Consider the following 14,784-nt stretch of genomic DNA (forward strand, 5'->3'; position numbering starts at 1 on the left):
ATTACCGAAATTTGAGGCTGAAAAAGATGACTAATTTTACAAAAAGGATACACCCATGAAGAAAGTTCTTGGTTTAGCAATTTTGGCTGCTTTTTTTGCTACCCCTGCTTTAGCTGGCGAAACTTTTGTTCGTAACGAGTGGACAAATAGCCACACTAAAACCACAACTGATTTAAAGCTTGATTCTCATACCAATTCATATCGGAATGAATACTACGCATCTTGGGCTGATAAAATTTACAAAGATGGTGATGTTAGCTACAAATACGATTGGTACAGTGGAACAGAACTAGTTTCCTTTGATGATTTTACCGTTCACTCTGCGGGTTCTTATTTGTATGGTAACTACCATGAAAATAATTACACCAAAGTCTACGGTACAATCAATAGCATTATGAATTCATACAGTAATGCTCACGAAACCACTGCTGGTGTTCGTTAATATTCAGACTGTTTGATGTCAACTGAAATGGTTTTAGGGTGGGTATTCCACCCTTTTTTTCGTTGTAGTAGCATGGCACAAATAAATTTATTCTCTGGTTATTGGTAAGCCAAGCCAATCGCTAATTTCTTCAGCAAGCCAGTCAAGTTCTGGGGTACTTAAAGGGAACAAATATTTACAATTCAATGAACTCGTTAAACCAGTAAAAATTTTATAAGCCCGCATACCTGCCCAAATTGCCAAATAAGGTTGATTGTAAGCATCCTTTGTGCGTTCTAGACGAATAATATCTTGCCTGCGGCTTGGTGGAGGACTATAACGTTCAATTCCAAACAATTCATATTTCAATGAAATCTCTCGTCGATTAAGACAAAGTATTTTGCGCCCATATATAAATAAAGAAATATGAAAAAAAACGATAATTAAAATTATTATAAAACATAAAGAAAACGTCAAAGAAAGATTTCCAGAGCCTCCAGCTAGAAACAATAGAAAACTATATACTAAAACTAATAATCCACATAAAAATAAACAAAAGTAACTAGAAGCAGAAAAAAATCCAATAGACGGAATAATAACTTCTAACAAATCAGCATTCTTAGTTAACACAACTTTGCTACCAGCAGGCTTGCCAATTCTTAAATTACTTGCTCTTTTTTCAGTCAAAGTAGCATTCCTTGCTTCCTCTAGCGATCGCACTGCCTCCTTTGCAGACACAAAACGTTGACTGGCGATCGGTTCTGTCATCCTTCTCAACCATCTACTAAAGCTAGGGCTAATATTCGCAGCCTGTTCAAATTCCATCCGTAAATCTGTTTGCGGTAAATCAGCTGGATGTTGACCTGTTACCAAGTAAATTAAAGTAGCACCCAAACTGTAAAAATCAGAAGCAGGTGTAGCTCTAGCACTAAATTGTTCTGGTGCCATATAGCCGTAAGTTCCCACAACCGTCATCGTGCTGCTTCTTCTCGCTACAGTCTGCACTGAGCCAAAATCTACCAGATAAACTTCACCTACACTATTACCAGAGCGATTTGTCAATAAAATATTGCTAGGTTTGATGTCGCGGTGAATTACAGGTGGTTGACGCTCATGCAAATATTGGAGAATTTCTAAAATAGCTTTTGCCAGTTGTTTGACTTCAATTTCACTAAAATTACGCCCTGCTTTCAGTTGCGCTTCTAAAGATTGAGCAGGTATGTAACTTTGTACCAAAGCAAATCCTTTGTTGTTAGGTAAATCTAACTCAAAGTAGTGTATGTAACTGGGAATGGCAGGATGAGAAAGTGCTTTGAGAGTCTCGGCTTCTCGTTCAAATAGTTTTAAATCGTTCCATTCAAATTCATCACCAAAAGACAGTACTTTCACAACTACTAACTCTTGAGTTTGCAAATCGCGAGCTAGTAAGGTTCGCCGCCCGGCTTTTTTACCCAATTCTTGTTGTACTTCGTAGCGTTCCGACAGCACTTCTTTGTTTGAATCTCCTAATTCCTGAGCCGCCATTACCTACTACTCCTCTCATTATTATTAAAAAGGATTTGGTGTAATTTAGTTGTGATTGCTAATTGGTAAATCTAGCCAATTACTCAGCTCTTGGGCTAACCAATCCAGTTCAGGATTTGTCACAGAGAAAAAATGCAAGTCATCAGTGAAAATTTCGTACTTTTGTCTCCCAGCCCAGATGGTTAAAAAGTACCTATTCCAGGCATCTTGATTTCGTTCTATCCGAATAATATCTTGCCTAGATCTGATTGTAAAAGGTACTAAAAATCGCACTCCTAATAATTCACATACCAAATAAATTTCTTGGTTATTGATACAAAGCCGCTTGACTCCAAATTCACCTATTAAAATCATTAACAATACCACTAACGAAATAAATGCAAGCAATATCACAACTGGTATTAAAAAATAACTTTCTTGATATGAAAGTATTATTAACATAAAGCTAATGAGATATGTAGGCACAATTAACAAAAGTAAATTAGTAATAATAAAACGTGAAAATAAACCAACTGATGGAATAAAAGTTTCTATAAAATTGTTATTTTTCAGCATGGCTACTTTTCTATAAGACTTTTTTCTATAATTCAGATTAGTCACTCTCATTTTGATTGATAAAGTTAGCTAAAAACTGTTATCCTACTTTACTTTTATAGCTTTGCTCCTTACTTTTTTCCTATCGTAGGATTACTTGGAAGTATTTAAATGTAATGTGAAGCACTGGTAAATTATCTAGTTATGCCAATATAGCTGAGTATTCTTCCGTACTTTTGTGAGGAGTGCTGTGAATTAGCCCGGTACAGAAGCGATCGCTATTCTCCCAAATTCAGGATTGTGGTGGCGAATCATACACCATCTCTTTGCTAAAATCGCTAGCAATGCCGGGTATCTTCTTGTTTAACTATGAGCAATGCTACTTTTTCCAGACTCGCACCATTTATCCAAGAATATATTTACAATCATCACTGGACTGAATTACGACCTATCCAAATTGCAGCTTGTCAAGTTATCTTTAACACTGACGCCCACTTATTAGTCGCAGCAGGTACAGCTTCTGGAAAAACAGAAGCCGCTTTTCTACCAGTTTTAACTCTATTACACGAAAATCCTTCTATCAGCATCGGTGCATTGTATATTGGCCCCATTAAAGCTTTAATTAATGACCAATTTGAACGACTTAATGACTTACTTAGAGAAGCAAATATCCCTGTTTGGCATTGGCATGGTGATGTTTCTCAAAGCCATAAAAATAAGCTTCTAAAAAATCCCCAAGGCATTCTACAAATCACTCCAGAATCTTTAGAAAGCTTATTAATAAATAAACATAACGATATTACTCGTATCTTTGGTGATTTACGGTTTGTCATCATCGACGAAATTCACGCTTTTATGGGCACAGAAAGAGGTTGTCAAATTCTTTGTCAATTAAAACGTTTAGAGAATTTGACACAAAAACAACCTCGGAGAATTGGTTTATCAGCAACTCTCGGTGATTACTCAATGGCTGAAGAATGGTTGCATTCTGGAACAGAAAAGTCAGTTATTACTCCAGAAATTGAAGTAGGAAAGCGGCAAATTCGACTGGCTTTAGAACATTTTTATTTTAGTCAATGTGATGAGATTTCAGAAACAAGTACCTACGAAAGATATATTTACAACCTCAGTAAATCTCGGAAGTGCCTAATTTTTGCTAACAATAAATCCCAAACCGAATCTGTCATTGCACTTTTACGAAAGATTGCCGCAGAGGAAGGACAACCAGATAACTATTACGTGCATCACGGTAGTATATCTGCCAGCTTGCGACAAGTAGCTGAAAATGCGATGCGGGAACCAAATCAGCCCGCTGTTACCGCAGCAACCTTGACTTTAGAATTAGGCATAGATATAGGTTATCTTGAACGAGTCATTCAGTTAGAATCACCGCTATCTGTTGCTAGTTTTTTACAACGTTTAGGACGTACAGGAAGACGAGGCGAACCTGCAGATATGCGCTTTGTTTGCACGGAAGAAGAGCTATCACCAGAAGCAACCCTACCAGAACAAATTCCTTGGCAACTTTTACAGTGTATTGCAATTATTCAACTTTATATAGAAGAGCGATGGATCGAACCAATTAAACCGATTCAATATCCGTTTAGTTTGCTATACCACCAGACAATGAGCATCTTAGCAGTCTCTGGGGCAATTTCACCAACAGCCCTTGCTCAGAAAGTTTTTAGTTTACCATCTTTTATTAATATTTCTAAGGAAGACTTCAAATTACTACTACGCTATTTAATTGATATTAATCACATTCAGCTAGCCGAGCAGGGCAAATTAATTTTGGGCTTGGTAGGAGAAAAGGTAGTTGGTAAATTTCAATTTTATGCTGTGTTTCCAGATAACGAAGAATATAGTGTTAAACAAGATAAAACAGAAATTGGCAGTATTGTTATGCCACCACCTATCGGCAATCAGTTCGCGTTAGCAGGTAAAACCTGGGAAGTTGTAGAAATTAATTTCAAAAAAAAGATTGTGTTAGTTAAACCAGTGGAAGGGCAAGCAAGTATTTTTTGGCGTGGCGGTAGCGGCTCTATTCATACACGAATTTTGCAGCGGATGCGACAGATATTGATTGAAGATGTGGAATATCCCTACTTGCAAAAGAATGCTGTCAAACGTTTGCAATCAGTTCGCGAACTAGCCCAAAATTCTGGATTAGCTCAAAAAAATATTTTACAATTAGCCAAAGACAAATGTTGTATTTTCCCCTGGTTGGGTACGAAAACTTTTCGCACTCTAGAAAGATTGCTTAATTCTTTTTGTCGGGAGTCTTTAGAAATTAAAAGTATTAACTGTGTAAATCCCTATTTCTTAACTCTGAAATTAGGTAAGGATAAAATTTCATCTTTATATCCAGAAATTCTCTCTTTGTGTGAACAAAGAATCACAGCAGAGGATTTATTAAGTGATGCAGAAGCACCAGAAATACAAAAGTACGATCGCTTTATCCCTCACCCTCTTTTGCGCAAAGCTTTTGCTAGCGATTATTTAGATATGGAAGAACTGAGACAACAAGTAAAAAGTTGGGAATGAAGATTATATACAAGCGACTTGACAAATCACAGCCGTTAGTTAATACTACAAAATGTAATTTCTCCCTTTTAGGTATCGCCTTTGTTGCCTGTCATTCAATAAAAACGTAATTCTCGGCTAATACTCGTTAGTTAATGAGTACAGCCCGATTGAAGTTCGCACTACGCTTCTCGTGCGAAGCAATCTTGTTTTGATTTACGAACTTAAAGATATACCAACAAAGGATTTTTCAATGGAATTTAAACCACTGTTTGCAGGTAAGTTGGTTCGCCTTGCTGCACCTAGATCTGAGGATAACGAATATTTCGCCCTTTGGTCTGAAAATGATGAATACTTGCGAATCATGGATAACGATCCGGCACGCCCGATTACTCCAGAGGCTTGGGGAGAGTTTGAAGCCAGCCTGATAGCTTCACCAAACGGGTTCCATTTTCATTTGCGAACTTTAGCAGATGATACTTTGATTGGAAGTGCTGGTTTGTTTGATATCCAGTGGATGCACCAAGTTGCATCACTAGGCATTGCCATTGGCGATCGCGCATATTGGGGTAAAGGCTATGGCACAGATGCGCTGCAAATTATTCTCGGTTATGCTTTTCGAGAGTTAAACCTCTACCGGGTAGGCTCAACAACCATTAGCTATAATATCCGGTCAATGAAAGCTCATGAAAAAGTGGGTTTTCGTCAAGAAGGAGTTCAGCGTAGCTTTATCCAACGTGAGGGAAAGCGCTTCGATCTAATTCAGTATGGCATTCTGCGCCTTGAATGGGAAGCACTTCAGTAGGTAACAGGATATAGGGAACAGGTTACAGTTTTTCCCTGTTATACCGTTTCACGTTAATTACGATACAGATGAATTTTGCCCAGACGCGATATATCGCGTCTCTACACAGATTGTATTTGTATCAAAGTTTTTGTGAAATAGTATTACCTGCCCCCTATTTCCTATCCCCTACTTACTTAGCACCCATTTCCATCACAACACTACGGGTGAAATCAACGCGCTGTTCAAATTCCAAACTTTTGATGGTATCCACGAAACCTTTTGTGTTTTCGGGCAATTTATAGTCAGAAGGCATGGGGATAATGGTATTGTTTTCCATGCCTCGTGCTAGACGCAACCATACATCTAATTTGGCGCTAGAACTCAAAGCAGTATAGGCACGGCTAATATCCGTATCTGCACGGCTAGCGATATCGCGTTGTGCTTGTAGCTGTTCTTCCTTAGACTTTGCTTGGATTTGATCGTACAAAGCAGCAGCAGTATCTTGTGCAGAAGTTTGATTTGCTGGTATCAGTTTGTCTTTAATATCTAGATAACCAAACCACAGCAACGCTAACTGAGTATCAACATCAAAGCCACGAAACTGCTCTACAGCCTGTTTCGTTCTTTCATCAGTTGCAAATGTCATAAAATGTCTCCAATTGCTTTACCAAAAATGCGTAGTGAAAATTACAGATGTCTATTTACTGCACCTCACTCACAAAATCTTATAAATCAGCTCTTATGTATTAACCCCACCGTAGGTAGAAATAGGTTTCGCAGCTTTTGACAGTTTTGACAGATGCAATTAATACATTTTGAGCTAAATGAAAAATAGCAGTCTAAAATATTTGTGATAAATAAGATCCCCGACTTCTTTGAGAAGTCGGGGATCTGTGTATTTAATTTTTATCAATTAAATAAGATTACTATATAAATAACCTGAAAAACTTTATCTGAAAAAATTACAATGAGGTCTTTTCAATGTATGACTATGTAATTATTGGTGCAGGTTCAGCAGGTTGTGTTCTGGCTAACCGCTTGACAGAAGAACCAACAACTCAAGTGCTACTTTTGGAAGCAGGAAATCCAGACCAAAAACAAGAAATTCATATTCCAGCGAGCTTCTACAAATTATTTAAAACTGAATATGATTGGGCTTATTATACTGAAAAGCAACCTTACTTAAATAATCGACAGCTATATTGGCCTCGTGGTAAAGTTTTAGGCGGAAGTAGTTCAATCAACGCCATGATTTATATTCGTGGTGACTGGCATGATTATAATAATTGGTACGATTTAGGTAATGAAGGTTGGAGTTATAAAGAAGTATTACCTTACTTCAAAAAATCTGAAAATCAGGAAATATTAAGAAATGAATATCATGGTGTAGGTGGGTCTCTCAACGTTACCAATTTACGTTGTATTAACCCACTTTCACGTGCTTTTGTAAAAGCAGGATTAGAAGCTGGTTTTTCGCTAAATAATGATTTTAATGGTATAGAAAGGGAAGGAGTAGGATTTTATCAAGTAACTCAAAAAGATGGTAGACGACACAGTGCAGCAGCGGCTTATTTAAAGCCGATTTTACATCGACCTAATTTGACTGTTAAAACTAATGCCCAAGTAACAAAAATTATTTTTGCTCATCAACAAGCAATTGGTTTAAATTATATTCATGATCATACTAATTATGAAATCAATATTAATAAAGAAGTGATTTTATGCAGTGGCACTATTAATTCACCGCAGTTATTAATGTTATCAGGCATTGGTTCAAAGGAACACTTGAATGCTTTAGGAATTCCAGTAGTAGCCGATTTACCTGGTGTAGGACAAAATTTACAAGACCATTTGTGCGTGTCTGTTGTTTATAAATGCACTAAAAATATATCTTTAGCAAATGCTGAAAAAATAGAAAATATTTTAAAATATTTACTTTTTAAGAATGGCTCTCTTACAACTAACGTTGCAGAAGCAGGTGGGTTTATCAAAACTAATCCTGATTTACAAACTCCTAACTTACAATTTCATTTTATTCCTGCTTATTTCTTAAATCATGGCTTCACAAAACCTGAAGGACACGGATTTACCTTTGTTCCTACTCTTTTATCTCCACAAAGTAAAGGTAGCATTTATTTACGCTCTACTAATCCCTTAGATTCACCTGTGATTCAGCCAAATTATTTAGAAAAAGCCGCTGATTTAGAAGTTTTAGTTGCAGGTGTAAAACTTGCTCGCAAATTAGTACAAACGAAAGCTTTTGATGAATTTCGGGGTGAGGAATTATTCCCTGGATTTCAGATACAAGATGATGAGGAAATTCGTACTTTTATTCGTAATATGGGAGAAACTTTATATCACCCAGTTGGTACTTGTAAGATGGGCTATGATGCTCTGTCGGTGGTTAATTCGCAACTTCAAGTACATAAAGTCAAAGGTTTGCGAGTTGTGGATGCATCAATTATGCCTTCTATTGTGGGTGGTAACACTAATGCACCTACGATCGCGATCGCTGAAAAAGCCGCTGAGATGATTACACGGGCTGATGATTAAGCGAGGATTAAAGGTAGATTATGCAAAAGTGCATCAGTGAGTTGATGTTTACGCACCATGTTAAGCTGAAAGCGCTGGTATGAGGAGTAATGTCAGCATTATGCACAGGTTTTTGTCTGGAAATTTAAGTGTAGAGACACTGACAGTTAATATTGAAGGCTTGCCAGCATCGCTGCAAGGTACGAAGCTGGTGCAGTTGTCAGATTTGCACTACGATGGGCTGCGCTTGTCTGAAAAAATGCTAGAACAGGCGATCGCAATCAGTAATGAAGCGGAACCAGATTTAGTTGTACTAACGGGTGACTATATAACCGACGATCCAACCCCAATCCATAAACTAGTACAGCGACTCAAACATCTGCAAAGCCGTGCTGGTATTTATGCTGTACTTGGCAACCATGACATATACTATCGCTACTCAAAAGCAGAAATCACAGATGCCTTATCTAGTATTGATGTTAAAGTTCTTTGGAATGAAATTGCCTATCCGCTGGGAGAAGAAATACCACTAGTAGGATTAGCTGACTATTGGTCGCGGGAATTTAAACCTGCACTAGTCATGAACCAGTTAGATCCAGCAAAACCTTGTATAGTCTTATCTCACAACCCCGATACCGCCGAATTTCTACAACAATGGCGGGTAGATTTGCAGCTATCTGGTCATACTCATGGTGGTCAGATTATCTTACCAGGAATTGGCCCTGCTGTTGTTTATTACAAAAAGCTGATTCGCCAAATTCCTCGAAAAGTGCGGCTGTGGATACCATTTTTGCGAGCAGATTGCGCTAAGGTAGTGCGCCATTGGGAATGGGCATATGGGTTGCATCGGGTGGGAGAAAATCAATTATATGTTAATCGTGGTTTAGGAACTTACGCTCCAGGACGACTGTTTTGCCCACCAGAAGTGACTGTTATCACCTTACAGAAGTAAGAAAATACATAAAACTTTGCTGCCGCTAACTATGACCGACGAACGTCACTAGCTAACGGCAGTTAATTAACCATCCAACAGGTTTTTTAGAATTAAAAGTCAGATACAAGTAACTCAACTAAGGTGAACAAAATTCGCAATCTTTATTCTTCTCTTCCGACTAGAGCATCCTTCATTTCAGCTAGGCAGGCATTCTTGGCTGTGCGTTCGGTTACCTCCACAAGAACTCAATAGATTCAAGGCGAAAACACATTCTTGGATGCCATCTTCATCGGATTGATTGCGACTAGACGGGAGCAGGTGGCACAGGCTCCTATCTAAAAACTTTGGTTGAAGTTTCAGCTTGTTTGTGCCTTATGTCTATAAGACTAGCATTACTCCTCTCGATAGAGATTGATACTTTACCAAGATTTATTCACAATAATTTTTCGCAATAATTGAATAAAAATTGTGACACAAACAATAGTATTTGCTTCACTGCTGGGGAAAATAAACAAGATCCCCGATTTTTTGGAAAAGTCGGGGATCTTGAGTTCGTTTAATTAAGTAGGTGGACATAATTAAACGTAAAATGCTTATCGTAATAAACTAGATAGGCAAGGTTGGTAGTTCACTTAGCTGTTAAATAATCTTCTAAGTCTTTGGTGCGTTGTTTAGTTAGCCGTTCGAGACATCCATTACGAAAGATTTCATAACCTGTTCCACCACGAGAATTATAAACCTCAAAATCGCAGTTGTTGTCCCGAAACTTAATCCATGCTTGTTGTGCTGTAATCAGTAATTTTTTTGGTTCTCTGTTTAAAGTTGGTATAACTTTTTGGTAAACCTGATTTAGTTTTTTGTCCGCAGTTGTGTAGGATAGTTGAGAACAATACTTAAGTTCTGGTGTCGTTGTCGCCTTAGAGCAATCAATTCTGGGTTTTTGAGCAATCACTTCATTTGGCGTCGCTAAACTAGGAATAGCTAGAATAAATAAGAGTGCGATCGCTGCTACTGCCAATATTATCGTACTAATTGATTTTTTATACATAAAATGCTCAAGAAGATTAAAAATATTGAAATCATAGAAACACCTTTCTAGCTTCACTTAGGCATACAGTCAAGCTAGCTTAATACCTAAAGATTGCTGAAGTATTGTTAAATATAACACCTGAAGTTATTAAATAACATAGTATCTTTGTGCAGCATAATTTTTCTGAGTGAGCCGGAATTCCTCATTCCAAACCACTAAATTCCCAAGCCAAAATATACAAATAACCAGTCATATATTAACTTCGGTTAAAAAAACACTATGGTAACAACAGCAGTAAATCCCTATCTAGATGGCAACTTTGCGCCTGTACATAAAGAAATTATCACTGATACCCTCAAAGTCATAGGTGAATTACCTCCCGACTTATCAGGAATGTTCGTGCGAAATGGCCCCAACCCCCAATGGACACCGATCGGTCAATACCATTGGTTTGATGGAGATGGAATGTTACACGGTGTACGCATTAGTAATGGTAAAGCTACTTACCGTAACCGCTACGTGCGAACAAGAGGATGGAAAATCGAGCATGAAGCAGGTAAAGCTATCTGGACTGGATTATTAGAACCACCACAGCGAGATAACCCGTACGGTTCTTATAAGAATACTGCTAACACTGCTTTGGTATGGCACGCTGGTCAATTTTTAGCGCTGTGGGAAGGAGGTGCGCCTCACGCCATCAAACTTCCTGAATTAGAAACTATTGGTGAATACACCTACAATGGCAAACTGATTTCTCCTTTTACCGCTCATCCTAAGGTAGATCCGGTTACAGGTGAAATGATGTTTTTTGGCTATAGCTTTAGTCCGCCTTATCTGCAATACGGTGTGGTTTCAGCTAGTGGTGAACTGTTGCACACAGTGCCTATTGATTTGCCAATCCCAGTGATGATGCATGATTTTGCCATCACCGAAAACTATACAATTTTTATGGATTTGCCGCTGACTTTTAGTACAGAACGGATGCAAAGGGGAGAACCTCTGATGATGTTTGAGCGCGATCGCCCCAGTCGCTTTGGTATTCTCCCCCGTCATGGTGACAATAGTAATATCCGTTGGTTTGAAAGTCCGGCTTGTTACATCTTCCACACTCTCAATGCCTATGAGGAAAAAGACGAAGTTGTACTTATTGCCTGTCGGATGAATTCTACTACTGTACTGGCATCTGAAGACTCTCAAGGCGATCCCCAAGGAAATATCCCTCACCTGCATCGCTGGCATTTTAACCTCAGTAGTGGAACTGTACGCGAAGAAATGCTAGACGATATACCCTCAGAATTTCCTCGCGTGAATGAAAACTTGTTGGGGCGCAAAACTGAATATGGCTACACTGGCAAAATGGTAAAAAGTTCCATGCCTTTGTTTGATGGGATCGTCAAATACAATCTCCACAATGGTACTTCCCAAACTCATGAATTTGGACAAGGGCGCTACGGTGGAGAAGCAGTATTTGTACCTCGTGTTTCCTCTTCTCAAGGAGAAACAAAGGGCGAGGATAATGGCTGGCTTATTACTTTTGTTTACGATAACGCTTCTGAAAGTTCTGAACTTGTAGTAGTCGATGCCCAAGATGTTACATCCCAACCAGTGGCGCGAGTGCTAATTCCCCAGCGCGTACCCTATGGATTCCACGGTGCTTGGGTTTCGGAAGAATATTACAATGGTTAGTCAATAGTCATTGGTTAGTAGTTAGTAGGGGAGGCAGCGCGCCCTTGCGGGTTAAGCGCGTCGAGTGCGACTGCCGTGCGGGTTTTGTTGATTATCTTTGGGTTAAAACCGACAATTTATCTTCTAAACCCGCCCATACAGTAGTTGCTATTAACCATTAACCATTAAATATTAACCATCTCATCGCTGACGCTGATAGCGTCCAACTAATTCTGCTGTTGCCAAGATATGTCCTTCCATTGCTGCTTCTAGCTGATTTTTGGTAGCACCTGGTTGTAAGCCTAACTTTTTATCTAGTGCATAAAGTTTGAAAAAATATCTATGAGTGCCACTAGGAGGACACGGCCCACCATAACCAAGATTACCAAAATCATTTTTTCCTTGAACACCGCCATTAGATAAAGTTTTTACAGTTGCTATTTGCTCTGATAATTGTCGAACTGTAGCGGGTATATCGTAAAGAACCCAATGAACAAATGTCCGCCTGGGTGCATCGGGATCGTCTACAATCAAGGCAAAACTTTCGGTTCCTGGTGGAGGTTCATCCCAACTGAGAGCAGGGGAGATATCCGCTCCATCACAAGTATATTTGGCAGGAATGAAGTCATTTTCTTCCAGTACACTGCTTGCCAATTTCATATTTTTCACCTCCCTGGTTGAGCGATCGCTCTTGGTAGGCATAACAAGCGTATCGCCGCTGGCAGTAGCAGCCCAACTAGCCGCAGATAAAGCTAACAGAGCAAAGATGCTTAGACTTTGCTGAAGAAAAACTCGCCTTTTAATCATGGCTTTTACACTTGCTATTTGGCGACTCGGCGATGCGGGCAATTACCTACGGTACGCTGCGCGAACGCAATTCCAGATAATGGCAGATTATGTTGCTAGTTGCATCCATCATTAGATTGATGATTAACGTTTACCTAACACATTTTGCAAACCTTCTATTAAAATGCTGAGTTGGTTATATGTCGCAGCAAGGCGATCGCCCTCTACATAAACTTCTGTTGTCGGATAATTTTGCAAAATTTCAATTAATGAAACTCTATTGTCTTTGCTGGCAGATAAGACTATTGCCGAACGCAGAGCTTGCCGATTTGCTCGATTGGAGGGAGTACGAATTGTTTGACTAATCCGATCCAGTAAAAACTCACCAATTGGGTTATTCAGCACTCGATCTAAAACCACAGGACTGGCGTTGAGTTCTTGAGTTAAGATATTGCGAACTGTCTGTGGATCTTGACTAGTTTGGTTTAAATAGTAATTTAATCTAGGTGAAGCTTCTCCGGTTTCAGCAAAGCTTGTTAATTCGTCTACCGACACTGATTCACGAAAAATATTGTATGTAAAAACAACTCTTTGAGCTGCAAACGTACTTGTACTGAAAAGCAAAGTAGAAACACTGGCTATCACATAAAACGCCTTGTAAAACGGGTACTTCATTGCTTATAAATTGAAAAACGTTCAGAATAATTCAACGCTAGAGATAAGTAGTCCCGTTTCATCAGTATCAGTAGCCATATTTTCCTACAAAATACTATCCCCTCTCCGAATCTCGGAAAGGGGGTAGAGTAATGCCTTTAGATAGTTGGTAATAGTTAATTGATTCGGTATAGTTCTTGGATTTAATTGCGGTTTTTCACCGCACATTAACTATATACTAATCAGCCACAATACATTCCGGAATATTTACGGAAATATTTTCCATAGCCGTAGAACAATTCAGTATATTTACCGAAACAGGCTCAAAATCTGATTTAACAATTTTGTAAGAATATTTCCTGTAATTCTAAATTCAAAGTTAATGCTCATTTGGCAACTGATTTCCTCCGGTATAACCAGTTGCAACCCAAACAATGGATCTGACTCCATCACGGATAGATTTGGCTAATGGTTCCGGGGAGTTATCAGAAGGAACTGGCACTGGCTTAAAAGTTATTCCCCTACTACCCAAAACGATCTCGCCAACAACAGTCGCACGTCGCATATGAAAGTCGGAAGTAATTAAGTAGACACTTTTAATACCAGTGTTTTCCAACTCACCTACCAATGTTGTAAAGTTCTCTACTGTATTATTTGCCCGGTAATCTAAATGCAATCGTTTAGTATCAATTCCTGCTTTAGTAAATACCTTTCTTGTCACACTTGGAGGGCTACCCCCAGAAATCCAAATCGGTAAATTGGGATGCTTACGGGCAAAATCTGCCGTAAACTTTTCTCGTTCTAATTTTCTTGTGGAACCACCTAAGACTAAAATCGCTTGCGGTTGGTGAAATTGGCTTTGTATTTCCTTGTAACTCCATAACAGTGCCAATGGTAGGATTAGGAGCATAAATCGGGAAGAAATTGCTGCAGACAGTAGCTTTTTCAAGGTTTTATAACTTTGGCAACTTCAATAGAATTTTCTTGAAAAAGAATAATAGTATAAATTTACAGAGTTGTGAAAATATGCCTCGATTTAAATCTTGGTTATTTTCCCAACTTTGTGCCCCGTAACCAGTACCCGAAACTAGCAGGTACTTCTTACGGATTTGCTGCTAGATTTTATCTATTTATTGGAGCAGATGCAAAGTACTCTTGCAACTTTGTTGTATGTCAATTCAATGCTCTCATAAAAATATTCATTCCATATTCATTGAGACTTGTAGGATAACTGCCAAACAGTGCTTCTGTACTATGACTGACTGGTTCCCAGCCTGGAGGCTGAGAACCCATCCAACACAAGACTTTTAGAGGGGAACGGGACTGGCGCGACTTGAACGCGCGACCTAGCGCTTAGGAGGCGCTCGCTCTATCCAACTGAGCTACAGCCCCAA

Annotated in this window: 13 protein-coding genes and 1 tRNA gene; 6 read left to right on the top strand and 8 right to left on the bottom strand. The window is 38.8% G+C overall.

The features are described from left to right. Window positions 1–55 precede the first annotated feature (55 nt). Window positions 56–442, top strand: coding sequence for a hypothetical protein (locus tag UYC_RS0123325; protein ID WP_016874887.1), 387 nt, complete (start codon window positions 56–58; stop codon window positions 440–442). Window positions 443–529: 87 nt separating this feature from the next. Here the strand turns inward: UYC_RS0123325 and UYC_RS0123330 are convergent, their stop codons facing one another. Beyond that, complete coding sequence (locus UYC_RS0123330) at window positions 530–1,945, bottom strand: serine/threonine protein kinase (RefSeq protein WP_016874886.1); 1,416 nt, start codon at window positions 1,943–1,945, stop codon at window positions 530–532. A 45-nt stretch (window positions 1,946–1,990) separates the two neighbouring features. Then, on the bottom strand, window positions 1,991–2,545 hold the full coding sequence (locus UYC_RS0123335; protein ID WP_235181631.1) for a hypothetical protein: 555 nt from the start codon (window positions 2,543–2,545) through the stop codon (window positions 1,991–1,993). A 303-nt stretch (window positions 2,546–2,848) separates the two neighbouring features. On the opposite strand from UYC_RS0123335, the gene UYC_RS0123340 reads away from it, so the two are divergent. Together UYC_RS0123340 and UYC_RS0123345 are read left to right on the top strand one after the other, a co-directional pair. Then, on the top strand, window positions 2,849–5,023 hold the full coding sequence (locus UYC_RS0123340; protein WP_016874884.1) for a DEAD/DEAH box helicase: 2,175 nt from the start codon (window positions 2,849–2,851) through the stop codon (window positions 5,021–5,023). A gap of 232 nt (window positions 5,024–5,255) precedes the next feature. Continuing rightward, window positions 5,256–5,807: a GNAT family N-acetyltransferase gene (locus tag UYC_RS0123345; RefSeq protein ID WP_016879686.1), complete on the top strand. Its 552-nt coding sequence runs from the start codon at window positions 5,256–5,258 to the stop codon at window positions 5,805–5,807. A 172-nt stretch (window positions 5,808–5,979) separates the two neighbouring features. Here UYC_RS0123345 and UYC_RS0123350 read toward each other — a convergent pair whose 3' ends face one another. Then, window positions 5,980–6,435, bottom strand: a complete 456-nt coding sequence (locus tag UYC_RS0123350; protein ID WP_016874882.1) for an orange carotenoid protein N-terminal domain-containing protein — start codon at window positions 6,433–6,435, stop codon at window positions 5,980–5,982. Between the two features lie 335 nt (window positions 6,436–6,770). Here UYC_RS0123350 and UYC_RS0123355 point away from each other — a divergent pair, with 335 nt between their 5' ends. Beyond that, window positions 6,771–8,342 (top strand): GMC family oxidoreductase, encoded by a 1,572-nt coding sequence (locus UYC_RS0123355; protein ID WP_016874881.1) that lies wholly within the window; start codon window positions 6,771–6,773, stop codon window positions 8,340–8,342. 100 nt (window positions 8,343–8,442) lie between these two features. Further along, complete coding sequence (locus UYC_RS0123360) at window positions 8,443–9,273, top strand: metallophosphoesterase (protein ID WP_016874880.1); 831 nt, start codon at window positions 8,443–8,445, stop codon at window positions 9,271–9,273. A 610-nt stretch (window positions 9,274–9,883) separates the two neighbouring features. On the opposite strand, the gene UYC_RS0123365 is transcribed toward UYC_RS0123360, so the two are convergent. Next, complete coding sequence (locus UYC_RS0123365; protein ID WP_016874879.1) at window positions 9,884–10,303, bottom strand: lysozyme inhibitor LprI family protein; 420 nt, start codon at window positions 10,301–10,303, stop codon at window positions 9,884–9,886. A 261-nt stretch (window positions 10,304–10,564) separates the two neighbouring features. Here UYC_RS0123365 and UYC_RS0123370 point away from each other — a divergent pair, with 261 nt between their 5' ends. After that, the gene (locus UYC_RS0123370) at window positions 10,565–11,971 is read left to right on the top strand and encodes a carotenoid oxygenase family protein (RefSeq protein ID WP_016874878.1); all 1,407 of its coding nucleotides are present in this window, start codon (window positions 10,565–10,567) and stop codon (window positions 11,969–11,971) included. A 180-nt stretch (window positions 11,972–12,151) separates the two neighbouring features. Here UYC_RS0123370 and UYC_RS0123375 read toward each other — a convergent pair whose 3' ends face one another. From UYC_RS0123375 to UYC_RS0123395, 4 genes are all read right to left on the bottom strand, one after another. Then, complete coding sequence (locus UYC_RS0123375; protein WP_016874877.1) at window positions 12,152–12,757, bottom strand: YbhB/YbcL family Raf kinase inhibitor-like protein; 606 nt, start codon at window positions 12,755–12,757, stop codon at window positions 12,152–12,154. 123 nt (window positions 12,758–12,880) lie between these two features. Then, entirely contained in the window at window positions 12,881–13,411 is a 531-nt protein-coding gene (locus tag UYC_RS0123380) for an alpha/beta hydrolase (RefSeq protein WP_016874876.1), read from the bottom strand. Between the two features lie 358 nt (window positions 13,412–13,769). After that, window positions 13,770–14,300, bottom strand: a complete 531-nt coding sequence (locus UYC_RS0123385) for a YdcF family protein (protein ID WP_016874875.1) — start codon at window positions 14,298–14,300, stop codon at window positions 13,770–13,772. Between the two features lie 408 nt (window positions 14,301–14,708). Further along, window positions 14,709–14,782, bottom strand: a tRNA-Arg gene (locus UYC_RS0123395). Window positions 14,783–14,784: the final 2 nt, after the last annotated feature.

Source organism: Chlorogloeopsis fritschii PCC 6912, assembly GCF_000317285.1.
Taxonomy (GTDB): Bacteria; Cyanobacteriota; Cyanobacteriia; order Cyanobacteriales; family Nostocaceae; genus Chlorogloeopsis; species Chlorogloeopsis fritschii.